23 protein-coding genes are annotated in these 23,268 nt (G+C 73.4%); 3 read left to right on the top strand and 20 right to left on the bottom strand.

Annotation, left to right across the window (positions count from 1 at the left end):
* Positions 1-22: 22 nt before the first annotated feature.
* From C5507_RS00620 to C5507_RS00590, 7 genes are all read right to left on the bottom strand, one after another.
* Positions 23-2,560, bottom strand: a complete 2,538-nt coding sequence (locus tag C5507_RS00620; RefSeq protein ID WP_104526594.1) for an ATP-dependent Clp protease ATP-binding subunit — start codon at positions 2,558-2,560, stop codon at positions 23-25.
* A gap of 347 nt (positions 2,561-2,907) precedes the next feature.
* Positions 2,908-3,258: a histone-like nucleoid-structuring protein Lsr2 gene (locus C5507_RS00615; RefSeq protein ID WP_104526593.1), complete on the bottom strand. Its 351-nt coding sequence runs from the start codon at positions 3,256-3,258 to the stop codon at positions 2,908-2,910.
* A gap of 148 nt (positions 3,259-3,406) precedes the next feature.
* Positions 3,407-4,927 carry a lysine--tRNA ligase gene (lysS, locus tag C5507_RS00610; RefSeq protein ID WP_242611315.1) on the bottom strand — a complete coding sequence of 507 codons (1,521 nt, stop codon included), beginning with the start codon at positions 4,925-4,927 and terminating at the stop codon, positions 3,407-3,409.
* Between the two features lie 11 nt (positions 4,928-4,938).
* Positions 4,939-5,745 (bottom strand): type III pantothenate kinase, encoded by an 807-nt coding sequence (locus C5507_RS00605; RefSeq protein WP_104526592.1) that lies wholly within the window; start codon positions 5,743-5,745, stop codon positions 4,939-4,941.
* A 4-nt stretch (positions 5,746-5,749) separates the two neighbouring features.
* Positions 5,750-6,253, bottom strand: a complete 504-nt coding sequence (panD, locus tag C5507_RS00600) for an aspartate 1-decarboxylase (RefSeq protein ID WP_282957575.1) — start codon at positions 6,251-6,253, stop codon at positions 5,750-5,752.
* On the bottom strand, positions 6,250-7,131 hold the full coding sequence (gene panC, locus C5507_RS00595; protein ID WP_242611314.1) for a pantoate--beta-alanine ligase: 882 nt from the start codon (positions 7,129-7,131) through the stop codon (positions 6,250-6,252). Before panC ends, panD begins: the two co-directional genes overlap by 4 nt.
* The gene (locus C5507_RS00590; RefSeq protein WP_104526591.1) at positions 7,128-8,072 is read right to left on the bottom strand and encodes a Rossmann-like and DUF2520 domain-containing protein; all 945 of its coding nucleotides are present in this window, start codon (positions 8,070-8,072) and stop codon (positions 7,128-7,130) included. Before C5507_RS00590 ends, panC begins: the two co-directional genes overlap by 4 nt.
* Positions 8,073-8,354: 282 nt before the next feature.
* Here C5507_RS00590 and C5507_RS00585 point away from each other — a divergent pair, with 282 nt between their 5' ends.
* Entirely contained in the window at positions 8,355-9,107 is a 753-nt protein-coding gene (locus tag C5507_RS00585; RefSeq protein ID WP_104526590.1) for an SDR family oxidoreductase, read from the top strand.
* 3 nt (positions 9,108-9,110) lie between these two features.
* On the opposite strand, the gene C5507_RS00580 is transcribed toward C5507_RS00585, so the two are convergent.
* Positions 9,111-10,724, bottom strand: a complete 1,614-nt coding sequence (locus C5507_RS00580; RefSeq protein ID WP_104526589.1) for a DUF6779 domain-containing protein — start codon at positions 10,722-10,724, stop codon at positions 9,111-9,113.
* Positions 10,725-10,835: 111 nt separating this feature from the next.
* Here C5507_RS00580 and C5507_RS00575 point away from each other — a divergent pair, with 111 nt between their 5' ends.
* On the top strand, positions 10,836-11,441 hold the full coding sequence (locus C5507_RS00575) for a DUF1684 domain-containing protein (protein ID WP_104526588.1): 606 nt from the start codon (positions 10,836-10,838) through the stop codon (positions 11,439-11,441).
* Between the two features lie 85 nt (positions 11,442-11,526).
* Here the strand turns inward: C5507_RS00575 and C5507_RS00570 are convergent, their stop codons facing one another.
* The 3 genes from C5507_RS00570 to C5507_RS00560 form a co-directional block, all read right to left on the bottom strand.
* Positions 11,527-12,519, bottom strand: coding sequence for a glycine betaine ABC transporter substrate-binding protein (locus C5507_RS00570; protein WP_104526587.1), 993 nt, complete (start codon positions 12,517-12,519; stop codon positions 11,527-11,529).
* Positions 12,520-12,666: 147 nt separating this feature from the next.
* Complete coding sequence (locus tag C5507_RS00565; protein WP_104526724.1) at positions 12,667-13,398, bottom strand: ABC transporter permease; 732 nt, start codon at positions 13,396-13,398, stop codon at positions 12,667-12,669.
* Positions 13,395-14,114 carry an ABC transporter permease gene (locus C5507_RS00560; protein WP_242611313.1) on the bottom strand — a complete coding sequence of 240 codons (720 nt, stop codon included), beginning with the start codon at positions 14,112-14,114 and terminating at the stop codon, positions 13,395-13,397. Before C5507_RS00560 ends, C5507_RS00565 begins: the two co-directional genes overlap by 4 nt.
* Before the next feature lie 17 nt (positions 14,115-14,131).
* Between C5507_RS00560 and C5507_RS00555 the strand changes: the two genes are divergently transcribed.
* Positions 14,132-15,322, top strand: coding sequence for an ABC transporter ATP-binding protein (locus C5507_RS00555; protein WP_104526586.1), 1,191 nt, complete (start codon positions 14,132-14,134; stop codon positions 15,320-15,322).
* Here the strand turns inward: C5507_RS00555 and C5507_RS00550 are convergent, their stop codons facing one another.
* From C5507_RS00550 to C5507_RS00510, 9 genes are all read right to left on the bottom strand, one after another.
* Positions 15,323-15,838 (bottom strand): DUF3180 domain-containing protein, encoded by a 516-nt coding sequence (locus C5507_RS00550; protein WP_104526585.1) that lies wholly within the window; start codon positions 15,836-15,838, stop codon positions 15,323-15,325. It lies immediately after the preceding gene.
* 7 nt (positions 15,839-15,845) lie between these two features.
* Positions 15,846-16,352, bottom strand: a complete 507-nt coding sequence (gene folK, locus C5507_RS00545; RefSeq protein WP_104526722.1) for a 2-amino-4-hydroxy-6-hydroxymethyldihydropteridine diphosphokinase — start codon at positions 16,350-16,352, stop codon at positions 15,846-15,848.
* An 84-nt stretch (positions 16,353-16,436) separates the two neighbouring features.
* Positions 16,437-16,814 (bottom strand): dihydroneopterin aldolase, encoded by a 378-nt coding sequence (folB, locus tag C5507_RS00540; protein ID WP_242611312.1) that lies wholly within the window; start codon positions 16,812-16,814, stop codon positions 16,437-16,439.
* Positions 16,807-17,655, bottom strand: coding sequence for a dihydropteroate synthase (gene folP, locus C5507_RS00535; protein ID WP_242611310.1), 849 nt, complete (start codon positions 17,653-17,655; stop codon positions 16,807-16,809). The genes folB and folP overlap by 8 nt, the downstream gene beginning before the upstream one ends.
* Positions 17,652-18,269: a GTP cyclohydrolase I FolE gene (gene folE / locus C5507_RS00530; protein ID WP_104526583.1), complete on the bottom strand. Its 618-nt coding sequence runs from the start codon at positions 18,267-18,269 to the stop codon at positions 17,652-17,654. Before folE ends, folP begins: the two co-directional genes overlap by 4 nt.
* 90 nt (positions 18,270-18,359) lie before the next feature.
* A complete protein-coding gene (ftsH, locus tag C5507_RS00525; RefSeq protein WP_104526582.1) occupies positions 18,360-20,339 on the bottom strand; it encodes an ATP-dependent zinc metalloprotease FtsH in 1,980 nt (659 codons plus the stop codon).
* A 177-nt stretch (positions 20,340-20,516) separates the two neighbouring features.
* A complete protein-coding gene (gene hpt, locus C5507_RS00520) occupies positions 20,517-21,104 on the bottom strand; it encodes a hypoxanthine phosphoribosyltransferase (protein WP_104526581.1) in 588 nt (195 codons plus the stop codon).
* Positions 21,101-22,129, bottom strand: a complete 1,029-nt coding sequence (tilS, locus tag C5507_RS00515; protein ID WP_104526580.1) for a tRNA lysidine(34) synthetase TilS — start codon at positions 22,127-22,129, stop codon at positions 21,101-21,103. Before tilS ends, hpt begins: the two co-directional genes overlap by 4 nt.
* 8 nt (positions 22,130-22,137) lie before the next feature.
* Positions 22,138-23,226, bottom strand: coding sequence for a zinc-dependent metalloprotease (locus C5507_RS00510; RefSeq protein WP_104526579.1), 1,089 nt, complete (start codon positions 23,224-23,226; stop codon positions 22,138-22,140).
* Positions 23,227-23,268 lie beyond the last annotated feature (42 nt).

Here is a 23,268-nt window from a genome sequence, read left to right as displayed (position 1 = left end):
CCCCTCCGTCGGTGCTACCGGGTCACTCGGCCTGGGCCACGGGACCTTCCTCGTCGCCACCGGACAGCGCGACCGGCGGGGTGTCGGGCAGATCGAGGGGCTTGGCCTCGCCGCGGAAGGTGAACTTCTGCATGGGGCCCTCGGCGTCCGCGTCGTCGACGTCCACCACCACGATCTGACCGCTGGTCAGCTCGCCGTAGAGGATCTTCTCGCTGAGCGCGTCCTCGATCTCGCGCTGGATGGTCCGGCGCAGCGGCCGGGCACCCAGGACGGGGTCGAAACCACGGGTGGCCAGCAGCTTCTTCGCCGCGGGCGTCACCTCGATCGCCATGTCCTTGTTCTTGAGCTGCGACTCGAGTCGGCCGAGCATCAGGTCCACGATGTGGATGATCTCGTCCTGGGTCAGCTGGTGGAACACGACGATGTCGTCGATGCGGTTGAGGAACTCCGGCCGGAAGTGCTGCTTGAGCTCTTCGTTGACCTTGAGCTTCATCCGCTCGTAGTTGCTCTGGTTGTCATTCCCGGCCTGGAATCCGAGACCGACGGCCTTCGAGATGTCCCGCGTACCGAGGTTGGTCGTGAGGATCAGGATCGTGTTCTTGAAGTCCACGATCCGGCCCTGACCATCGGTGAGCCGGCCGTCCTCGAGAACCTGCAGCAGCGTGTTGAACACATCTGCGTGCGCCTTCTCGATCTCGTCGAAGAGGACCACCGAGAACGGCTTGCGCCGCACCTTCTCGGTCAGCTGGCCGCCCTCGTCGTACCCGACGTAGCCGGGAGGGGCGCCGACCAGACGCGACACGGTGAACTTGTCGTGGAACTCGCCCATGTCGATCTGGATGAGCGCGTCGTCCTCACCGAACAGGAACTGCGCCAGCGCCTTCGCCAGCTCCGTCTTACCGACACCCGAGGGGCCGGCGAAGATGAAGGACCCACCCGGACGGCGCGGGTCCTTGAGGCCCGCACGCGTGCGCCGGATCGCCTGGCTGACGCTCTTGATGGCCTCTTCCTGGCCGATGATCCGCTTGTGGAGCTCGTCCTCCATGCGGAGCAGCCGGGAGGTCTCCTCCTCGGTCAGCTTGAAGACCGGGATGCCCGTCCAGTTCGCGAGGACCTCGGCGATCTGCTCGTCGTCGACCTCGGCGACGACGTCCATGTCGCCGGCCTTCCACTGCTTCTCGCGCTCGGCCTTCTCGCCCAGCAACTGCTTCTCGGTGTCGCGCAGCGACGCGGCCTTCTCGAAGTCCTGCGCGTCGATCGCCGACTCCTTCTCGCGGCGCACGGCCGCGATCCGGTCGTCGAACTCGCGCAGGTCCGGCGGCGCGGTCATCCGCTTGATGCGCATCCGAGCGCCGGCCTCGTCGATCAGGTCGATCGCCTTGTCCGGCAGGAAGCGGTCGGAGATGTACCGGTCGGCCAGCGTCGCGGCAGCGACGAGCGCGCTGTCGGTGATGCTGATCCGGTGGTGCGCCTCGTAGCGGTCCCGCAGGCCCTTGAGGATCTCGACCGTGTGGGCGAGCGTCGGCTCGCTGACCTGGATGGGCTGGAAACGACGCTCCAGTGCCGCGTCCTTCTCCAGGTGCTTGCGGTACTCGTCCAGCGTCGTGGCACCGATGGTCTGCAGCTCGCCACGGGCGAGCATCGGCTTGAGGATGCTGGCGGCGTCTATCGCGCCCTCGGCGGCACCGGCCCCGACGAGCGTGTGGATCTCGTCGATGAACAGGATGATGTCGCCGCGGGTGCGGATCTCCTTGAGGACCTTCTTCAGCCGCTCCTCGAAGTCACCGCGGTAGCGGGAACCGGCGACGAGCGCGCCGAGGTCGAGGGTGTAGAGCTGCTTGTCCTTCAGCGTCTCGGGCACCTCGCCCTTGACGATGGCCTGCGCCAGACCCTCGACGGCCGCCGTCTTGCCGACGCCGGGCTCGCCGATGAGGACCGGGTTGTTCTTGGTGCGGCGGGACAGCACCTGCATGACCCGCTCGATCTCCTTGGCCCGCCCGATGACCGGGTCGAGCTTCTGGTCGCGAGCGGCCTGGGTGAGGTTCCGGCCGAACTGGTCGAGGACCAGGGACGTCGAGGGTGTGCCCTCGGCGGGGCCGCCGGCCGCGGCCGGCTCCTTGCCCTGGTAGCCCGACAGCAGCTGGATGACCTGCTGGCGGACGCGGTTGAGGTCGGCTCCGAGCTTGACCAGGACCTGGGCGGCGACGCCCTCGCCCTCGCGGATCAGGCCGAGCAGGATGTGCTCGGTGCCGATGTAGTTGTGGCCGAGCTGCAGCGCCTCGCGCAGCGACAGCTCCAGCACCTTCTTCGCCCGCGGGGTGAAGGGGATGTGGCCGGACGGGGCCTGCTGCCCCTGGCCGATGATCTCCTCGACCTGCTGGCGGACACCCTCGAGCGAGATGCCCAGGGACTCCAGTGCCTTGGCAGCGACGCCTTCACCCTCGTGGATCAGGCCCAGGAGGATGTGCTCGGTGCCGATGTAGTTGTGGTTGAGCATCCGGGCCTCTTCCTGGGCCAGGACAACAACGCGGCGGGCTCGGTCGGTGAACCGTTCGAACATCTGCTGCTTCTCCTTCGACCGGCTGGTCCGGCACTGCCCTTCCCTGGTCTGGGGAAGGGGCACCCGACGTCCGTCGGCGCTGGGGGCACCGGTCATTCCACTGTAGTCGCGGACCACGCCGTCCCGTCGCCGTGCGGCGGTGCGGTGGATGGCTGTCGGGTGCAACGGCCCCTCGGGGGGTGGTGTTCCAGGTCGGTTACGCCGTCAGCGGACGTCGGCGTGCCGCCCCGGAACGCCGCAAGCCCGGCTCCCCATCACAGGAACCGAGCTTGGCGACGTTCTGGAACGGCCCCGCTCCAGGGGCCCGGCCCGAGCGTGCGAGGGCTGGGGAGGAGCGGGGTCCTTCTTCAGTGCGCGGCCTCGTAGGCCTCGACGACGCTGGCCGGGATGCGGCCGCGGTCGCTGACCGCGTGCCCGTTCTTCCGGGCCCAGTCGCGGATGGCGCCGGCCTGCTCGCGATCCATGCGACCACCGCCGGTGGCGCGGGAGCGGCCACCGCCGGAGGAGCGCCCGGAGCCACGACCGACCTTGCGCGCCGCCGAGACGTAACGGGCGAAGGCGTCGCGCAACTCCTTGGCGTTCTTCTCCGCCAGATCGATCTCGTACGAGGTCCCGTCCAGGGAGAAGCTGACGGTCTCGTCGGCCGGGAGGTTCTCGTCGAGATCGTCGCTCAGGATGACCTGGACCTTGCGCGCCATTCGTTCCTCGCTTTTCGCAGCGACTCCGGGGAGCCGGTCGATAATGCGCACCCGGCGGGTGCGAAGTCGATTAAAGCACAAGCCCCTTCTATTCGAGGGATTGTGCCCGACTCCTGCTGCCCTTTTCTGGTGACGCGGGAGTAACTGTTCAGGAACTAATTGGTCTCACCAGTGGAAAGAGGATCGTCTCGCGGATTCCGAGCCCGGTGAGCGTCATCATGAGCCGGTCCATGCCCATGCCCACGCCACCCGTCGGCGGCATTCCGTACTCGAGCGCCTCGAGGAAGTCCTCGTCGAGCGCCATCGCCTCGGGGTCACCGGCCGCCGCCAGCAGCGCCTGCTGGGTGAAGCGCTCGCGCTGCACCACCGGGTCGACCAGCTCGGAGTAGCCGGTCCCGCGCTCGATGCCGCCGATGTAGAGGTCCCACTTCTCGGCCACGCCCGGCTCGGACCGGTGCGCCCGGGTCAGCGGCGAGGTGTCCACCGGGTAGTCCAGGACGAACGTCGGGGCCAGCAGCGACGGCTGCACCAGCGCCTCGAACAGCTCCTCGACGACCTTGCCGTGGATCCACGCCGGGTCCACCCCCACGTCGTGCCGCTCCGCCAGCGCCCGCAGGTGCTCGATCGGGGTCTCCGGCGTGACCGGCTCCCCCACCGCCTCCGACACGAGGTCGAACAGCTTGACCTGCCGCCACTCGCCGGAGAGGTCGAGCTCCGTGCCGTCGTGGTGACGGGCCACGTGGTCGCCGAAGAGGGCCACGCAGCTCTCCTGGATCAGTTCCCGGGTGATGGCGGCGACGTCGGAGTAGTCGGTGTAGGCCGCGTAGAACTCCAGCATCGCGAACTCCGGGGAGTGCGAGCTGTCGGCACCCTCGTTCCGGAAGTTCCGGTTGATCTCGAAGACCCGATCCAGCCCGCCGACGATGCAGCGCTTGAGGAACAGCTCGGGCGCGATGCGCAGGTAGAGGTCGAGGTCGAAGGCGTTCATGTGGGTGCGGAACGGCCGGGCGGCCGCGCCACCGTGGACCGTCTGCAGCATGGGCGTCTCGACCTCGATGAACTGCCGCCGGGTCAGGCCGGCCCGCAGCGTGGACATGACGGTGGCCCGCTGGCGCACCGTGCGGCGCGCCTCGTCCCGCACGATCAGGTCCACGTAGCGGCGGCGGACGCGCAGCTCCTCGCTCATCGGCTTGTGCGCCACGGGCAGCGGGCGCAGCGCCTTGGCGGTCAGCTGCCAGGAGTCGGCGAAGACCGAGAGCTCGCCGCGTCGCGACGTCCCGACCTCGCCGGTGACCTGCACGTGGTCACCGAGGTCGACGTCGGCCTTCCAGGCGGCCAGGGCGTCCTCGCCGACGCGATCGCGGGAGAGCATCACCTGCAGCTCCGCGTCGCCCTCGCGCAGGGTGGCGAAGCACAGCTTGCCGGTGTTGCGGAAGAAGATGACCCGCCCGGTCACCGCCACCTGCCGGTCGGTCATCGTGTCCGGCGCGAGGTCGGGGTGCTCGGTCCGGACCGCGCCGAGCGTGGTCGTGCGCGGCACGCCGACCGGGAAGGGGTCGATGCCCGCTTCCCGCAGCCGGTCGAGCTTGGCGCGGCGGACGCGCATCTGCTCGGGCAGCTCCTCGCCGCCGTTGTCGTCGCCGGGGCCGCTGGGTCCTACGTCCGTCACGGGGGCCCAGCCTACGGGGCGGCGGTACGCCGCTCGGCGGCCTGCTGCCGCTGGAAGGCCAGCCGGAGCCCGTGCACCGTGAGGTCGGGCTCCCGCTCGCCGATCGTGCGGCAGCTGTCGACGACCACCGGGGCGAGCCCGCCGGTGGCCACGACGACCGGCGGGGTCCCGAACTGGGCGACGAGCTCGGCGGCGATCCGGCCGACCAGGCCGTCGACCAGACCGGCGAACCCGAGCACCAGACCGGACTGCAGGGCGGCCACGGTGTTCTTGCCGATGGCCTGCGGCGGACAGGTCAGCTCCACCGAGCGCAGCTGTGCGGCACGGTTGGCCAGCGCGTCCAGGCTGACCTCCACGCCGGGGGCCAGTGCGCCGCCGAGGAACTGCCCCCCGGGGCCGACGGCGTCGACGTTGGTCGAGGTCCCGAAGTCGACGACGACGACCGGCCGGCCGCGCCCGTCGGGTGTGCGACCGAACAGCTCGTGGGCCGCCAACGCGGTCACCACCCGGTCGGCGCCCACCTCGCGCGGGTTGTCCACGTGCAGCGGCACCCCCGTGCGCACACCCGGGCCGATCAGCACCACCGGGACGTCGAAGGAGTCCAACAGCTGGCGCAGCGAGGGCAGCAGCGCCGGCACCGTGGAGCAGGCGGCGACGCCGGTCACCTCGGTGTCGCGCAGCAGCCCGCGCCAGACCATCCGCAGCTCGTCGGCGGTGGCCCGTGCCGCGGTGGTCACCCGCCAGGTACCGATCCGCCGGTCGCCGTCGAAGGTGGCCAGGACCGTCTGGCTGTTGCCGACGTCGACGGTCAGCAGCACCGGGTCACCGGATCGGGACGCCGAGTGGAAGGACCTCGTCCTGCTCTCCGCTCGCAAGCTCGCGAGGGAACCCGGGACGAGGCCGGAAATCAGCAGCTGCAGAGGGGCTGCGCTGCATGTCGGAGGACCCGGGCACCGGGGCCGACGGGTCCGCGCCGAGTTCGACCACGCGGTTGGCGGCGTCGACGTGCACGACCTTGGGCAGGTAGCTCTTGGCCTCGGTCTCGTCCATCAGGCCGTAGCTGATGAGGATGACCAGGTCGCCGGGGTGCACCAGGTGCGCGGCGGCACCGTTGATGCCGATCACCCCGGTGCCGCGCTCGCCGGGGATCACGTAGGTCTCCAGCCGGGCGCCGTTGGTGACGTCGACGATCGCGACCTGCTCACCGGGCAGCAGGTCGGCGGCGTCGAGGAGGTCCTCGTCGATGGTCACCGAGCCGACGTAGTGCAGGTCCGCCTGGGTGACCGTCGCCCGGTGGATCTTGGACTTGAGCATCGTGCGCATCATCGGGCGTCTCCCGTGGGCTGGGTCGGGCGGTGGAGGTCGACGTGGGTGTTGTCGAGGAGCCGGGTGCTGCCGGCGCGGACGGCCACCAGCAGTCGGGCGGGACCGGCGGTCGGCGCCGGCCCCAGGTCGAGATCGGTCAGCTGCAGGTAGTCCTGGAGCAGGCCGGGGTGGTCGGCGAGGACGGCGCGGGCGGCGGCCAGGACGGCATCGGGGCCCTGCGGTCCGGCGGCCGCCCCGGCGCGGAGGGCCGCGGAGACGGCGGCGGCAGTGGCCCGCTGCTCCGGCGAGAGGTACCGGTTGCGGCTGGACAGCGCCATGCCGTCGTCCTCGCGGACCGTGGGCACGCCGACGACCTCCACGCCCAGCGCCAGCTCCCGGGCCATGGCGCGGATCAGCGTGAGCTGCTGGTAGTCCTTCTCGCCGAAGAGGGCCAGGTCGGGACGGACGAGCCCGAACAGCTTGGCGACGACGGTCAGCACGCCGGCGAAGTGCCCGGGACGGACCGATCCCTCGATGACCGAGCCCAGCGGACCCGGGTCGACCGTCACGCCCAGGGCGCCGGCCGGGTAGACCTCCTCGACCGGCGGGTGGAAGACGACGTCGGCGCGCTCCTCCGCCAGGGCCGCCAGGTCGGCGTCCCAGGTGCGCGGATAGCGGTCGAAGTCCTCACCGGGGCCGAACTGCGTCGGGTTGACGAACACCGAGACGACGACGCTCCCGGCGCGCTCGCGGGCCGCACGCACCAGGGTCCGGTGCCCCTCGTGCAACGCGCCCATGGTCGGGACGAGGGCCACCGGGCCCGGGAGGGCCGCCACGAGACGGCGCAGCTCGACGACGGACTCGGCCACGGCGGGGGCGGTGGGCACGGCCGTCGTCACCGCGACTCCGCCGGGTGTGCGGAGCCGTCCAGCAGCTCCAGCAGCGGCGCCCCCTCGTGCCGCTTGAGCCGGCCGGCGGCCAGCGCCCGCTCGGTGGTGCGGCGGGCCATGGCCACGTAGGCGGCCACGGCCTCGGGCGCGCGCTCGGTCAAGGTGTCGAGGTGGTGGCCCACGGTGCCGACGTCGCCCCGGCTGACGGGGCCGGTCAGGCCGCGGTCGCCGCGGCGCAGACCGTTGTCCAGCGCGGCCGTGAGCAGCGGACCCAGCACGCGGGCCGGATCGGTGACGCCCGCGGTGCGCAGCAGGTCGGCCGCCTCGGCGACCAGCGTGACCAGGTGGTTGGCGCCGGTGACCAGCGCCGCGTGGTAGAGCCCGCGGTCGGCCTCGGCGACGAAGAAGGGTTCTCCGCCCATCTCCAGGACGAGGGTCTCGGCGACCGGGCGGTGCTCGGGGCGGCTGGTGACGCCGAACGGGGCGCCGGCGAGCCGGTCGGCATCCTCGGGCGCGCCGGAGAAGGTCATGGCCGGGTGCAGCGCGAGGGCGAGCACGCCGCACTCCTCGGCGGGCGCGAGCACGGCCAGGCCGTGGGCGCCGGAGGTGTGGAAGGCCAGCTGACCCGCCCGCCAGTGACCGGTCTCGGCCAGACCGGCGACCAGCCCGGGCAGCGTGTCGTCGGGGACGGCCAGGACGACCAGGTCGGCGGCGAGGACGACCTCGTCGGCGGGGACCAGCGGGACGGCCGGCAGCAGGCGACCGGCCCGCAGGTGCGAAGCGGCGGAGAGTCCGGATGCGGCGACCACGTCGTGGCCGGCGGCGGCGAGTGCGGCACCCAGGACGGCGCCGACGCGGCCGGCGCCGATCACCCCGACGCGCAGGCGGGCGGGGGCCTCGGAGGCCGCCGGGAGACCGGCGGCACGGACGGTCCTGCGGGCAGCAGGCATCGGTGCACCTCTCGTTCCAGTCCCTGCCGGGTACCGGACGTCGGTCACGGCCACCGCTGGCGGCGGCCGCGAAGGGGTCGTGCGGGTCGTGCTGCGGTCGGCGTCCGCTGCAACCAGGTGTGTCACGCGGGCGACGTGCCGATGGCGAGTGTGTGACCGCTTCCGGCCGCCCGCAACGTCTGCCGCCTGTGTCATAGCTCACCCGGGTGCCGGCGACCCGCGGAGCAGCGGCCCGCCGGCCGGACCTACCGTGACCTCCGGCACACCGACGAGGGAGGCACCGTGCGCACGTTCGAGGGACGCACCGCTCTGGTCACCGGCGGCAGCCGGGGCATCGGGCTGGGCATCGCGAAGAGCCTGGTCGACCGCGGAGCGCGGGTGGTCCTCACCGCCCGCAAGCCCGACGCGCTGGCCGAGGCGGTGGAGGCGCTGGGCGGGCCGGAGGTGGCCGTCGCCGTCGCGGGGAACGCCGGGGACGCCGAACACCGCGCCGAGGCCGTGCGCACTGCCGTCGACACCTTCGGCAGCCTGGACGTGCTGGTCGGCAACGTCGGCATCAACCCGGCGTACGGGCCGCTCATGGACCTGGACCTGGCCGCCTTCCGCAAGATCCTCGACACCAACGTGGTCGCCGCCCTCGGCCTCGTGCAGGAGGCGTGGCGCGCCTGGATGGCCGAGCACGGCGGGTCGATGCTCTTCGTCGCCTCGGTGGCCGGCCTGCGCTCGTCGCAGGAGATCGGCGCCTACGGGGTGAGCAAGGCCGCCCTCATCAACCTCACCACCCAGCTGGCCGTGGAGCTCGCGCCGAAGGTCCGAGTCAACGCCGTCGCCCCGGCGGTCGTGAAGACGCGCTTCGCCGGGGCGCTGTTCGAGGGCCGCGAGGCCGAAGTCGCCCAGGCCTACCCGATGGCCCGGCTGGGGACGCCGGAGGACATCGGCGAGGCGGCGGCCTACCTGCTCGGCGAGGGCGCGGGCTGGGTCACCGGCCAGACGCTGGTGATCGACGGCGGAGGTCTGTCCCGCGGCCCGCGCTGAGAGTCACTCCCGGCCGAGCACCCGGGCCAGGACGTCGTCGGACTCGCCGTCCTCCCGGTAGCGGCGCCGGCGACGACCACCCGACTCCGGGGTCACCCCGTTCTCGGCGAGGATCCGGGCCAGCCGGTCGGAGGTGTCGGGGCCGGAGGCCTCGTGACCCTGCTCGGACCAGCGCGGCGCGGCGGCGGGGTGCTCCGTCGTCGGCGCGTGGGCCGGCGGGAGCGGCGTCTCCGGCGGTCCGTCGGTGCGCCGGCGGCGCGGCCCGTCGCCGGCGGGAGCCGCGGGCGGCGGGTCCAGCAGCGACCACGTGACCGGCCGGTCCAGGGGTGGCTGCTGCGGCTCCGGCGGGGACGGCAGCACCGACGACGGCGTGACGACGGGTGAGGCCACCGTCGGCGGTGCGGCCGGCGCGACGTCGACCGGCGACCACGACGACCCGAGATACGGATCCGCCTCGTGCGCCGCGGCGCGGGGGTGCCGGTCGAAGGCCGGGGGCGCAGCGGGCTTCTCCGGCGGCGCCGCGCGGGGCGGCTCGGGAGCCGGCGGGGCGGCGGCGCGCGGGTCGGAGAGGTAGGAGGCGAGCGGCTCGTGCGTCGTCGCCGGACCCGGTGCCACGACGGGCGTGCCATAGGTGCCGCCGGGCTCCTGGCTCCAGCTGACCGGCGCGACCGGTGCGACGGTCGGCGGTGCGGCCGAGGACACCGGCGGGCGGGACAGCGGCGGCGGGGGCGGCGGCGCGGCGAACCGCGAGGGCGTCGGCTGCTGGACGGCGGCGAAGGTGGTGGTCGGCGGCGTGGCGGGGGTCCACGCCGTGCTGGTGCGCACCTGCTCGAAGTGCTGCGTCGGCCGTGGCTCGTCCAGGCGGATGGCCGGCCAGCCACCGGTCAGCTCGCGGGGCGGCGCGTCGTCGGTCCACGACGCCCCGCCCTCGAGGGTGCGCGCCGGGCCGTCCAGCCGGGCGGCCTCCCCCGGCAGCCGGCTGGCCTGCGTGCGCATCGTGATCCGCTCGACGAGCATCTCGCTGGACAGCTGCTCGGTGAGCTCGGCGCGCAGCCGGCCCATGTCCTCCCGCAGCGCGGCGATCTGCCCCAGCTCGCCGCGCAGCGACGTCAGGGCGGCGACGTCCTCGCGCAGCGCGGCCACGCGGGCCACCTCCTCGCGCAGCCCGCCCAGCGCCGCCAGGTCGCCGCGCAACGAGGAGACGCGGGCGACCTCGTCGCGCAGGTCGGCCAGCGAGGCGATCTCGCCGCGCAGCGCGTCGAGCTCGTCGCGCATCGAGTCCTCGGCCTCGCGGCGCAGCTCGTTCTCCAGCGCGAGCTCGTACTCGCGGCGCGCCGCGACCTCGCGCTCGAGCTCCAGCTCGTACGCCTGGCGCAGCTCCGCCTCGCGGGCGGCCGCCCGCACCCGGTCGGCGCCACGGCGCCCCGCGGCGAAGGTGGCCAGCACGAAGGCCCAGGCCACGGCCACGACGGCGAGCCGCAGGAGCCGGGCGTCGTCGGTGAGGAAGACGGCGAGGGTGGCCGCCGCGGCGAGCATGAAACCGCCGGCCTGCACCAGGGTCCGTGGGCCGGCGAGGGCAGCGCCCCGGGCGACGTCGTCGTCCTCGCGGCGGGGCATGGGTCCAGCGTAGCGACGAGCGGCGCTCACGGGGAGCATCCGTGCCCGTGCCCACAGTGGCCGCTCCCGGACCGCGCGGCGCCGCGCGGGAGAAGGTGCCACAGTGCCCCGGTGACCCTCTCGCTGCTCGACTGGCGCCGCCGCGTGGCCGCGCTGCACGCCTCCGTCCGGGACGCCCGCGATCCGGAGCAGGGCTGGCGCCGGTGGCGGGACGGCCGGGACGAGCTGTTCGCGGGGCATCCGCAGTCCCCGTTGTCGGCGGAGGCCCGCCGCGCGTTCGAGGGGCTGCCCGTGGCCGCCTACGACTCCGCGCTCCGGTTCGAGCCGGAGGTCGCCCCGGCCCCGCCGCTGCGCCTGGAGGTGCCGACCGCAGCCGACGGCGTGGTGCCGCTGGACCGGATCGGCACGGTCGACCTGCCGAACCTGGGCCGGCTCGACGTCTGGTGGGTGGCGCTCTACGGCGGGGGGATCTTCCTGCCGCTGCGGGACAGCACCGCCGGGTCGGCGACCTACGGTGGCGGCCGCTACCTGCTCGACACCGTGAAGGGCGCCGACCTCGGTGGGAACGACGGCCGGCTGGTGGTGGACCTCAACTTCGCCTACCACCCGTCCTGTGCCTACGACCCGCGCTGGTCGTGCCCGCTGGCGCCGGAGGGCAACCGGGTCGAGGCGCCGGTCGCCGCCGGGGAGTTGCTGCCCCCCGGCGGCTGGTACTGACGCTGGTGATCAGGAGACTTGATCACCACGGGTCCTGGCTCACCACCGATGGTGAGTCAGGACCCCGGACGGTGCGGCGGGTGCCCTACTCGGCGAGGAAGCCCGCCGAGCTGAAGACCAGACCCATCGAGACCTCACCGCGCTCGATCGCGGCGCGGGTCAGCGGGCCACCGGCGTCCAGCTCGCGGAAGCTGTCGAACTCCAGGCCGTAGGTCTCCTCCAGACCCCGCTGGCAGAACGGCCGCTCCGGGCACTCGGCCGGCCCGCCGAGGACCAGCGAGCCGTCGCCGCACGCCTCGGCCAGCTCCGACAGGGTGCTGATCCCCAGCTCGTCGGCGAACGCCTGGGTGACGGCGAAGGCGTTCTGGTCCGCGGCCTCCGACGGCTCCCCGAAGACGAGCCCGGCGTCGGCGGCCAGCGGCTCGAGCACGGCCACCGTCTCCTGGACGTCCCCGGAGGCGACCTCCCGGGACTCGTCGCCGTCCAGGAACTCGGTCACCGTGGCGAGGTACTCGGGGAACACCTGGATCTCGCCCGCCTGCAGCGCCTGCAGGTACAGCTCGCGGTTGCCGACCTCCTGGACGGTCGCGTCGAACCCGGCCGCCTGCAGCACGTCCGCGTAGATGTTGGCCAGGGTGGCGGACTCGGGGAAGTTGGCCCCGCCGACGCTGATCGCGCCGCTGCCCTGCTCGAGCCCGGCGGTGTCGATGTTCTCCTCGACCCAGGCCGCAGCGACGTCCTCGGAGCTCTCCCGCTGGACCTCCACGGCCGCGTTCAGGTCGATCAGCTCGTCGGTGGTGAGCTCCGCCGACACCTGGTTCAGCGCCGGCAGCAGGGCCGGGTTGGCCTGGGCCGCCTCGGCGTTGACCGCCGGGATGATGTTGTCGGCGTTCTGCAGGTTCTGGTCGTCCTCGAGGACCACCAGCTGCTCGCCGGCGACCGGGGCGCAGGCGTCGCCGGAGGCCTGGGAGCCGCCGCCGCCTCCCCCGCCGCTCCCGGAGGACCCGGACTCCCCGCACGCGGCGGTCAGGGCGACCGCGAGGGCGAGAGGAGCGATGGTTCGGATGCGTGCGCGCATGTCGTGACGCCCCGCCTTCTGTGTCCCGTGGCAGCCGGCTGCCACGCGTGTCTGGCGAGAGGATTCCCGCGCCGGTATGCAAGCACTGCGTTGCGTGCAATGCAATCGGCGGCGCAGGACCGTGCCCTCCCCGTGACCTGCGGGACGTCAGAGGGGCATTCCGGCTGCGGTGGGCTCCGGCGCGGTCGCGGACAGTCGCCGCCGGACCGGGAAGGGGAACCGCTTCTGGCCGGGTGTGACCGCCCAGGAGAGCAGGACCAGGAGCACCTCGGTGGCCAGCGCCAGCACGGCGATCAGCAGCGCCCCGGCGATGATCTGGCCGTAGTCCTGCTGGCCGAACCCGAGGTTGACGATCCGGCCCAGCCCGCCCCCGCCCACGAGCGCCGCCAGGGACGCCGTCGCCACCACCTGGACCGCCGCCGTCCGGATGCCGGTCATGACCAGCGGCAGCGCGAGCGGTAACTCCACCCGGGCGATCACCTGGCGACGGCGCAGCCCCATCCCGCGGGCGGCCTCCCGCACGTCGGCGTCCACCTCGCGGAAGCCGACGAAGGTGTTGGTCAGGATCGGCGGGACGGCGAACACCGCCAGGGCGATGGTGGTCGCCCGGTTGCCGAAGCCGATCGGGCTGACCGCGAAGAGCGTCAGCAGTGCCAGGGTGGGCACCGCGCGGCTGACGTTGGACAGCACGACGACGATCCCGCTGCCCCGGCCGGTGACCGCCAGCGCGATCCCGGTGGGGACGGCGAGGACCAGCGCGGCCAGCACCGCGACGGCGGAGATGGCCAGGTGCTCCCCGAGCAGCTCCAGGATGCCGCCGCGGCGGGTCCAGTTGAGCGGGTCGTTCAGGTAGAGGAACGCCTCGGAGAAGCCGTTCATGCGCGTGCCCGCGCCCACGGGGTGGACAACCGCTCGACGCCGGCGAGGAGTACGTCGGCGACCAGGGCGAGCAGCACGCAGCCGATGGTGCCGGTGACGATCTCGGCCCGGTAGAAGTTCGCGTTGAAGCCGCCGAAGATCAGCTGCCCGAGGCCGCCGTGGCCCACCAGCACGCCGACCGTCACCAGGGCGACGGTGGAGACCGTGGCGATGCGCAGCCCGGCGATGAAGGCGGGCAGGGCCAGGGGCAGGTCGATCTGCCAGAACAGCCGGGCGGAGCCGTAGCCCATGCCGCGGGCCGCCTCGCGGACGTCGGCCGGCACACCCTGCAGCCCGGTGAGGAAGTTCCGGATCAGGATCACCAGCGAGTACAGGGTCAGGCCGACCAGCACCGTCGTCGCCGTGAGGCCGGTGAACGGGAAGACGAAGGCGAACATGGCCAGGGAGGGGATCGTGTAGATGCCTGCCGACAGTCCGAGCACCGGGCCCGACAGCCAGCGGTACCGCCGGGCCAGCAGGGCCAGCGGAAGGGCGATCAGCGCGCCGAGGACGACGGCGCCGATCGTCAGCCTGACGTGCTCGCCGAGGTACCGCACAATGGTGTCCCAGTTGTCGACCACGTAGGACGCGTCGAACCACGGGTTCGGCGCGGCGTCCGCGGCCAGCACGTCACCGGGGGCGGACACCATCGCTCCGGCGCTCAGCACCAGGCGCATCCCAGGAAGGCCACCCCGTGGACGCTACTGCGCACACTCCCCCGCCGGCGACCGCGACCGGGGAGGCGCTGGAGATCAGGCTGGACGGGGTGAGCAAGGTCTACGCCGACGGCACCGTCGGCGTAGCCGAGCTGGACCTGACCTTCGCCGCCGGTGAGCTCACCGTGCTGGTCGGCCCGTCCGGGTGCGGCAAGACGACGACGATGAAGATGATCAACCGGATCATCGAGCCGACCACCGGCCGGATCCTGCTCGGTGGCGAGGACGTCACCCGGGCCGACCCCGACCAGCTGCGCCGCCGGATCGGCTACGTGATCCAGAGCGTCGGGCTGTTCCCGCACCAGAGCGTCCGGACGAACGTCGGCACGGTCCCGCGCCTGCTCGGCTGGGACAAGGAACGGATCCGGGCACGGGTCGACGAGCTGCTGGGCACCGTGGGGCTGGACCCGGCCGTGCACGGCGACCGCTACCCGGCCCAGCTCTCGGGTGGGCAGCGCCAGCGCGCCGGCGTGGCCCGTGCCCTGGCCGCGGACCCGCCGGTGCTCCTGATGGACGAGCCCTTCTCCGCCGTCGACCCGGTGGTGCGCGAGCGGCTGCAGGCGGAGTTCCTGAGGCTGCAGGCCGCGGTGCGGAAGACGATCGTCTTCGTCACCCACGACATCGAGGAGGCCGTGCGCATCGGCGACCGGATCGCCGTGATGAGCGAGGGCGGGCGGGTCGAGCAGTTCGCCACGCCCGCCGAGCTGCTGGGGCGGCCGGCCAACGCCTTCGTGGCCGACTTCGTGGGCTCCGACCGCGGGCTGAAGCGGCTGGCCGTCACCGGGATCGACCCCGCCGACCTCGAGCAGCCCCCGGTCCTGCACGTCGACGACGGGCTGGCCGACGCCCGCGCCGCACTGGTCCGCTCGGGCGCCCGCTGGGCCGTCGTCCTGGACGACCGCAAGGCGCTGCACGGCTGGCTGTCCCTGGACCGCGCGAGCGGCAGCGGCACGGTCCGGGAGGCCTGCCGCCGCATGGAGGCCTGGGTGCCGGCCGACGCCTCCCTGAAGACGGCGTTCGCGCAGATGCTCCAACTCGAGGCGGGCTGGGTCGCCGTGCTCGACGGGGACCGGTTCCTCGGCGTCCTGACGCCGGAGTCGCTGCACGCCGCCCTCCGCCGGTCGGTCGATGGCACCGCCCCCGAGGTCGCCGGGGCGGCCAGGGTCTGATCAGGCGCGCGCCGTCGGCCCTTCGTCGCCGGAGTCCGGCGGCACCTTGCAGACGGTCTCCAGCCACAGCGCCGCCGCGACCAGCGCCGCCGAGCTCACCAGCCCGGTCAGCGCGGTGACGGTGTCGTCGCCGGCGGCGGCCAGCCTGCTCACCGCCGGGGCCGTGTACAGCAGAACCCCGCCCCAGATCCCGGCGAAGACGGCACCGACGTAGGCGCTGGCCTGGGCGAGCACCGCCAGCCGGGCGACCAGCATCGGCTCGACCGGGCGGAGCAGGGCCGAACGGCCGTCGGCCGCCGTGGGGCCGCGGCCGGCGCGCGCCTCCCGCTGGGCGTCCAGGCGGGCCCGGAGCGTGCGGGCGCCGAGCGCCTCGGCGACCGCGAGCACGGCCAGGGGCGCGGGCAGCCACCAGCGCAGCGGCGGCAGGTCGCCGTACCAGGTCCGGACCAGCAGCCAGGCCGCCACCGCCAGCCCCAGGGCCAGGGCGGCGAGGTCGCGACGACGGACGGGGCTCACGGTCGGCTCAGTGCAGGTGGTCCCAGCGCACGACCGCGGCGACGTCCGCCGGGTCGAGCGCCGCCACCAGGTCGGCGACCTTCCCGTGGCCCGCCAGGACCGCGGTGGGGTCGGCGATGGACCACGGGACGAGCACGAAGGCGCGCTCGTGCGCGCGGGGGTGCGGCAGGGTGATCTCCGGGTCGTCGGACAGCACCGGGGTGCCGTCGTCCGCGGTGACGGTCACGACGTCGACGTCCAGCGTGCGGGCGCCCCAGCGGACCTCCCGCGTGCGGCCGGCCGCCTGCTCCAGCTCGTGTGCCCGCTGCAGCCAGCCGCGGGCGTCGCGGTCCCCCCGCACGACCACGATGGCGTTCAGGTACGGCGGCTGCTCCACCGGTCCCCACGGCGGGGTCTCGTAGAGGGTCGAGCGGGCGACCAGCACCCCCTCGTCCTTCAGGGCCGTGACCGCGGCCCGCAGCGTGCCGGCGCGGTCCCCGAGGTTGGCGCCGAGCGAGAGGACGGCCCTAGACATCAGCACGGCCGTTCCGGTCTGCTCCTCGGCCCTCCTCAGGGGCCCGCGGCGAGCTGGCGAGGCGCGGGGGGAGGTGGGTCCTTCTCATGCGCGTCGGCGGCGGATGCTGACCACGACGTCGTCGAACGGGACGCCCAGCTCGGCCTCGGGCTTGTGCACGGTGATCTCCACCGCTTCGACCAGCTCATCGGCCAGGCAGACGTCGGCCAGCCGCTGGGCGAGGGTCTCCAGCAGGTTCACCGGCTCGCCGGACAGGACCGCGTGCAGCTTCTGCGCGAGGTCGGCGTAGTTCACGGTGCGGGCGAGGTCGTCGTCCGCGGCCGCCGGGGCGGTGTCGAGCTCCAGGACGGCGTCGACGCGGAACATCTGGCCGCGCTCCCGCTCGAAGGCGTAGACGCCGTGGTGGGCGTGGGCCCGGATGCCGCGGACGACGATCCGGTCGGGGGTGCGGTCCTCAGCCACGGTGCGCTCCTCTCGCCATGCGGACGGCCGCGACGGTGCGCACGGCGTCCACGGAGGAGGCGGCGTCGTGCACGCGCACCCCCCAGGCGCCCGCCTCGGCGGCGAGCACCGTGGTGGCCAGGGTGGCAGCATCCCTTCGCTCCGCCGGGCGCGGGGTGCCGTCGGGCCCGGCCAGGAGCCGGCCGAGGAAGGTCTTGCGGGACGCGCCCACGAGCACCGGCAGGCCCAGCCCGATCAGCCGGTCGAGCCCGGCGAGCAGCGCCCAGTTGTGCTCGGCGTTCTTCGCGAAGCCCAGTCCGGGGTCGAGCACCAGCTGCGCGGGCTGCACCCCGGCGGCGACGACGTCCTCGACCCGCGCGGTGAGCTCGGCGCAGACCTCGGTGACGACGTCGCCGTACTGCGCGGCCGCGTACATCTCCCGGCTGTGGCCGCGCCAGTGCATGAGCACCCACGGGACGCCGGCGGCGGCGACGAGCTCGGCCATGTTCTTGTCGGCCAGCCCGCCGCTGACGTCGTTGACGAGCACCGCACCGGCCGCCAGCGCCGCCTCGGCGACCTCGGCCCGGGTGGTGTCCACGCTGGTGCGCACCCCGGCGGCCGACAGCTCGCGGATCACCGGGACGACCCGGCCGCACTCCTCGGCCGCGTCGACCCGGTCGGCGCCCGGCCGGGTGGACTCCCCGCCGACGTCGACGTAGTCCACGCCCGCGGCGTGCATGGCCAGGCCGTGCGCCACCGCGACCGCCGGATCGGCGAAGCACCCGCCGTCGGAGAAGGAGTCCGGGGTGACGTTCAGGACGCCCATGACCACGCACCGGCCGGGGCGCGGCAGCTCGGTCATCGGCCCAGGATGAGGCTCATCGCCTCGCTGCGTGTCCGCGCGTCCTCCCGGAAGATGCCGCGCACGGCCGAGGTGACGGTCGTGGACCCGGGCTTGCGGATGCCGCGCATCGCCATGCACAGGTGCTCTGCCTGGATGACGACGAGCGCGCCACGGGGCTTCAGCACGTCGGCCAGCGCGTCGGCGATCTGGCTGGTCATGCGCTCCTGCACCTGCGGACGGCGCGCATAGACCTCCACCAGCCGGGCGAGCTTGGACAGGCCGGTGACCCGCCCGTCGCTGCCCGGGATGTACCCGACGTGCGCGACCCCGTGGAAGGGCACCAGGTGGTGCTCGCAGGTCGAGTACATCGGGATGTCCTTGACCAGCACCAGCTCGTTGTGGTCCTCGTCGAACGTCGTCGCGAGGATCTCGTACGGGTCCTGCCAGAGCCCGGCGAAGGTCTCGGCGTAGGCCCGCGCCACCCGCGCCGGGGTGTCCTGCAGGCCGGGGCGGTCGGGGTCCTCCCCGACCGCGACCAGCAGCTCGCGGACGGCGGCCGCGGCCCGCTCCTGGTCGACCCCCGGGGCCGGCGTCAGCAGCAGGTCCTCGGGCTCGGCCGGGATCTCGCTCACGACTCCTCCTCGCTCACGACTCCTCCTCGCTGGCGCTCGTCGTCCGCGTTCGCGACACTGCTCTGCTCATGGGTGAGCTCGCGAGCTCGCTCACCTCTGCGCCGGGGCTCCGACGTCGCCGACCGGGGTGGTGTCGTGCGGGGAGCTGCCGTTCTGCCCGGCCCGCTCGGCAGGCGTGAGCACCGGCGGCTGGGTGGAGGGGGTGCGCTTGCCGAACCCGTTGTAGGGCGCGAGGGAGGGCCGCTTGGTGACCGGCGCGCAGATGCGGGCCATGTCGTCCTTGGACAGCGTCTCCTTCTCCATCAGCTCCAGCACGAGCTGGTCGAGGACCCCGCGGTACTCCACCAGGATCTCCCACGCCTCGTCGTGCGCGGCCTCGATCAGCGCCCGGATCTCGGCGTCGATGTCGGCCGCGACGGCCTCGGAGTAGTCCGGCCGGGTGTGCATGTCCCGGCCCATGAAGGGCTCGGAGTCGCCGCTGCCGTACTTCACGGCGCCGAGCTTGGCGCTCATGCCGTACTGGGTGACCATCGCGCGGGCCATCGCGGTGGCCTTCTCGATGTCGTTGCCGGCACCGGTGGTCGGCTCGTGGAAGACGAGCTCCTCGGCCGCCCGGCCACCCAGCGCGTAGGCGAGGGTGTCGATCATCTCCGAGCGCGTCTGGGTGTACTTGTCCTCGGTCGGCAGCACCAGGGTGTGCCCCAGCGACCGGCCGCGGGGAAGGATCGTCACCTTGTGCACCGGGTCCAGGTTGGGCAGTGCGTGCGCCACCAGGGCGTGCCCGCCCTCGTGGTAGGCGGTGACCTTCTTCTCCTTCTCGCTCATCGCCCGCGTCTTCCGCTCGGGGCCGGCGATGACGCGGTCGATCGCCTCCTCGAGGAGCGGGTCGGTGATCAGCGAGCCGTTGTTGCGTGCGGTGAGCAGCGCGGCCTCGTTGAGCACGTTGGCGAGGTCGGCGCCGGTGAAGCCCGGTGTGCGGCGGGCTACCGTCTCCAGGTCGACGTCGGGCGCCAGCGGCTTGCCCTTGGCGTGCACCGAGAGGATCGCCTTGCGGCCCTCCAGGTCCGGCCGGTCGACGGCGATCTGGCGGTCGAAGCGGCCCGGCCGCAGCAGCGCCGGGTCGAGGATGTCGGGCCGGTTCGTGGCCGCGATCAGGATGACCCCGCCCTTGACGTCGAAGCCGTCCATCTCGACCAGCATCTGGTTGAGGGTCTGCTCGCGCTCGTCGTGCCCGCCGCCCATGCCGGCGCCGCGGTGCCGGCCCACGGCGTCGATCTCGTCGATGAAGATGATCGCCGGGGCATTGGTCTTGGCCTGCTCGAACAGGTCGCGGACGCGGCTGGCGCCGACGCCGACGAACATCTCGACGAAGTCCGAGCCGGAGATGGAGAAGAACGGCACGCCGGCCTCACCGGCGACCGCGCGGGCGAGCAGCGTCTTGCCGGTCCCGGGCGGGCCGAACAGCAGCACGCCCTTCGGGATCTTCGCGCCCACGGCCTGGAACTTGACCGGGTTCTGCAGGAAGTCCTTGATCTCGTGCAGCTCCTCGACGGCCTCGTCGGCGCCGGCGACGTCGGAGAACGTCGTCTTCGGGGTGTCCTTGGTGACCTGCTTGGCCTTGGACTTGCCGAAGGCCATGACGCCGCGGCCGCCACCCTGCATGGAGTTGAACAGCCAGAACAGCAGCAGCAGCAGGATCAGGAACGGCAGGAAGCTGACCAGGAGGCTGACCAGCAGGCTGTCCTGCGTGACGTTGGTGTCGAACTCGGTGGCCTCGCCGTCCTCGGCGCGCAGCAGGTCGACGATGTCGCCCTCGACCGCGACGGGGTAGGACGCGCGCACCATGTCGCTGCCCTGCACCTCGTCGGCGAGCTCGAGGTCGAGCGTCTGCTCCTTGGTGTTCAGAGTCGCGGACTCGACGTTGCCGTCCTCGATCTGGGCGAGAGCGGTGGAGGTGGAGATCTCCTTGAAGCCGCCGTTCCCGCTGAAGAGGCTCGAGACCGTCAGGGCCACCAGGATGACCAGGACGATCCAGAACCAGACGGAGCGGAAGATCTTCTTACGTTCCATACACCGATGCCGGGCGCCGGCGTGCCGGCCTGCCCGTCGACCCTCCTGATCGTCCCCGGGACACCGCCGGCGGCCCGGGTGGGGACCCCGGCGCTCGGTTCAGCGTCGTCACGATCGACGGTACACCGGCGATCCTGCGCATCTCCTGCGTGCGACCTGGGAATGCGCCGTCGTCCCTCAGCTGGAGTACACCTCGGGCTTGAGCGTCCCGATGTAGGGCAGATCCCGGTAGCGCTCGGCGTAGTCCAGGCCGTAGCCGACGACGAACTCGTTGGGGATGTCGAAGCCGACGTACCTGACCGGCACCTCGACCTTGATCGCGTCGGGCTTGCGCAGCAGCGCGCACACCTCGAGGGACGCCGGGGAGCGGCCGCCGAGGTTCTTCAGCAGCCAGGACAGCGTCAGGCCGGAGTCGATGATGTCCTCGAGCACCAGGACGTGCTTGTCGGTGATGTCGCGGTCGAGGTCCTTGAGGATCCGCACGACACCCGAGGAGCTGGTGGAGGAGCCGTAGGAGGAGACGGCCATGAACTCCATCTGCGTGGGCAGCTGCAGCGCGCGGGCGAAGTCGCTCATGAACAGCACCGCGCCCTTGAGCACGCCGACGAGCAGGACCTCCCGGCCGGCGTAGTCGGCGGCGACCGCCGCGGCGAGCTCGCCGATCTTCTCGCGGATCTGCTCCTCGCTGAGCAGCACGTGGTCGATGTCCGGCCCGTAGCCGTGGTCGGGACCGAGTGCCCCGGGGGTGCTGGCGGGGTCCGTCACGGAAGGGGCTCCTCGAGTGCTGCGGTACCGGGATCGCCGCGCCGGAGACCGGGCGGCAGCACCACCAGAGTGCCAGACGCCCGGACGACGCCCGCGCCGCCGGGTAGGTCCACCCGGCCCTGCCCGCGCCAGGCCGTGACCAGGGCCTCGACCGCGTGCAGGTGCACCGCCTGCAGGTCGGGCACGCCCGCGGCGAGCAGCCAGCCGCGCAGCACGCGCCGGCGCAGGGCAGCCGGCAGCGCGCCCAGCGGCCGGGCCGGCAGACCGCCGTCCCCCGCCTCGCCGGCCAGCCGCGCCAGCTCGGTCGCGGCCATCGCGTCGAGGGCGTCGAGGTCCTCGCGCAGCTGCCCGGCGGTCCGCGCCAGGGCGGGGGCGACGCCGCCGCCGAGTACGTCCTCGAGCAGCGGCAGCACCTCGGTGCGCAGCCGCACGCGGGTGTAGGCCGGATCGGCGTTCCACGGGTCGTCCCAGACGGGCAGGCCCTGGTCCGCGCACGCCTGCCGGGCGGTCGCCCGCCGCACGCCCAGCAGGGGGCGCCACCACCGGACGCCGTCGTCCTCCCGCTCGGCGACCATGCCCGCCACCGACCGCGGACCGGAGCCGCGGCCGAGCCCCAGCAGCACCGTCTCCGCCTGGTCGTCGAGCGTGTGCCCGAGTGCGACGCGGGCGCCGTGCTCGCCCGCCGCGCCGGCGAGCGCGGCGTAGCGCGCCGCACGGGCGGCCGCCTCCGGACCGCCGGTACCGGTGGCGTCGACGGTCAGCACCAGCACGGGGTCCAGCCCCAGCTCCGCCAGCAGCGACGCGGTTCGGCGGGCGCGGACGTCGGACCCGGGCTGCAGCCCGTGGTCCACGGTCACCCCGCCGACCGGCACACCCGCGTCACGGGCCTCGAAGGCCAGGGCCGCGGCGAGGGCCACGGAGTCCGCTCCCCCGCTGCAGGCGGCGAGCACCGGCTGCGCCGAGGAACGCAGCCCACACCGGACGGCATGCCGCAGGACGGCGACCGCGCGCGGAGGCCCGCCCACGCCGGCGGTCAGGCGGGGAGGGACGGGCGCCCGAGCACCCGCTCGACCCAGCGCTCCGGCGCGGTGAGCTCGTCGATGCGGGGCAGGTTGTGCGGCCCCTCCCACACCCGGTTGAAGCCCTCCATGCCGGCGAGCTCGATCACCCCGCCGACGAAGACCCGCCCCTCGGCGTACTGCTTCATCTTCTGCTCCAGGCCGAGCAGCCGGCGCAGGACGCGGTCCACCGGGCCGCGGCCCTTGCGGCGCTGGGCGAACCGCTTGCGCAGGGTGCGCACCGACGGGACGACGTCGGGGCCAACGCCGTCCATGACGTACTCGGCGTGCCCCTCGACCAGGCTCATGACCGCGGTGACCCGGTCGAGCACCTCGCGCTGGCGCGGGTCCCGGACCAGCGCCATCAGGCCCTCCGGCTCGCTGCCGGACTCGGTGCCGCGGACGGCGTCGCCCACGCTGCGGAGCACGTCCTGCAGCCGCTCCCGCAGCACCTCGGGGGCCAGATCGGTGGCCGCGACGAACTCGCCGATCTGCTGCTCCAGGTACTCGTGCAGCCAGGGGACGCCGGTGAACTGGAGCTGGTGGGTGACCTCGTGCAGGCAGACCCAGAGCCGGAAGTCCGACGGGTCGACGCCGAGCTTGCGCTCGGTCGCGACGATGTTGGGCGCCACCAGCAGCAGCCGCCCGCCGGTGCCGAAGATCTCGTACTGGCCGAGGACCCGGCTGGACAGGAAGGCCAGCAGTCCTCCGGCCTGCAGCCCGGTGGCCCGGGAGCCGATGGCGGTGGCCAGCGCGCCGGGCCTGCTGTCCTGGCGCTCGGCGAGCTTGGCCACGAGCGGGTCCAGCAGGGTCGCCATGCCGCGGGCGTTCGCGTCGGCCCAGCCCGGGCGGTCGACGACGGCGATCTCGGGCACGGCGCCGTCGGGGGCGGGCCGCAGGCCGGTGAGCGCCTCGACGTGGGCGACGGCGGTGGCCGCCGCCTCGTGCAGTTCGCGGACGACGGCGGCGGCCTCCTCCCGCGTCGTGCGCGGACCCGGACTCACCAGCCGCCGGGCGGTGCGACCGGCGAGGTCCCAGTCGACCATCGAGGAGGCGCTGCTCATCGACCCACCTCCGGTGCAGGAGCGGAGTGGCTCCGCCACGCT

It is taken from the genome of Blastococcus saxobsidens, assembly GCF_002938435.1.
GTDB classification, from domain to species: domain Bacteria; phylum Actinomycetota; class Actinomycetes; order Mycobacteriales; family Geodermatophilaceae; genus Blastococcus; species Blastococcus saxobsidens.
The sequence above is the reverse complement of the archived record's forward strand: the minus strand, read 5'-3'. Positions and strand labels throughout refer to the sequence as shown.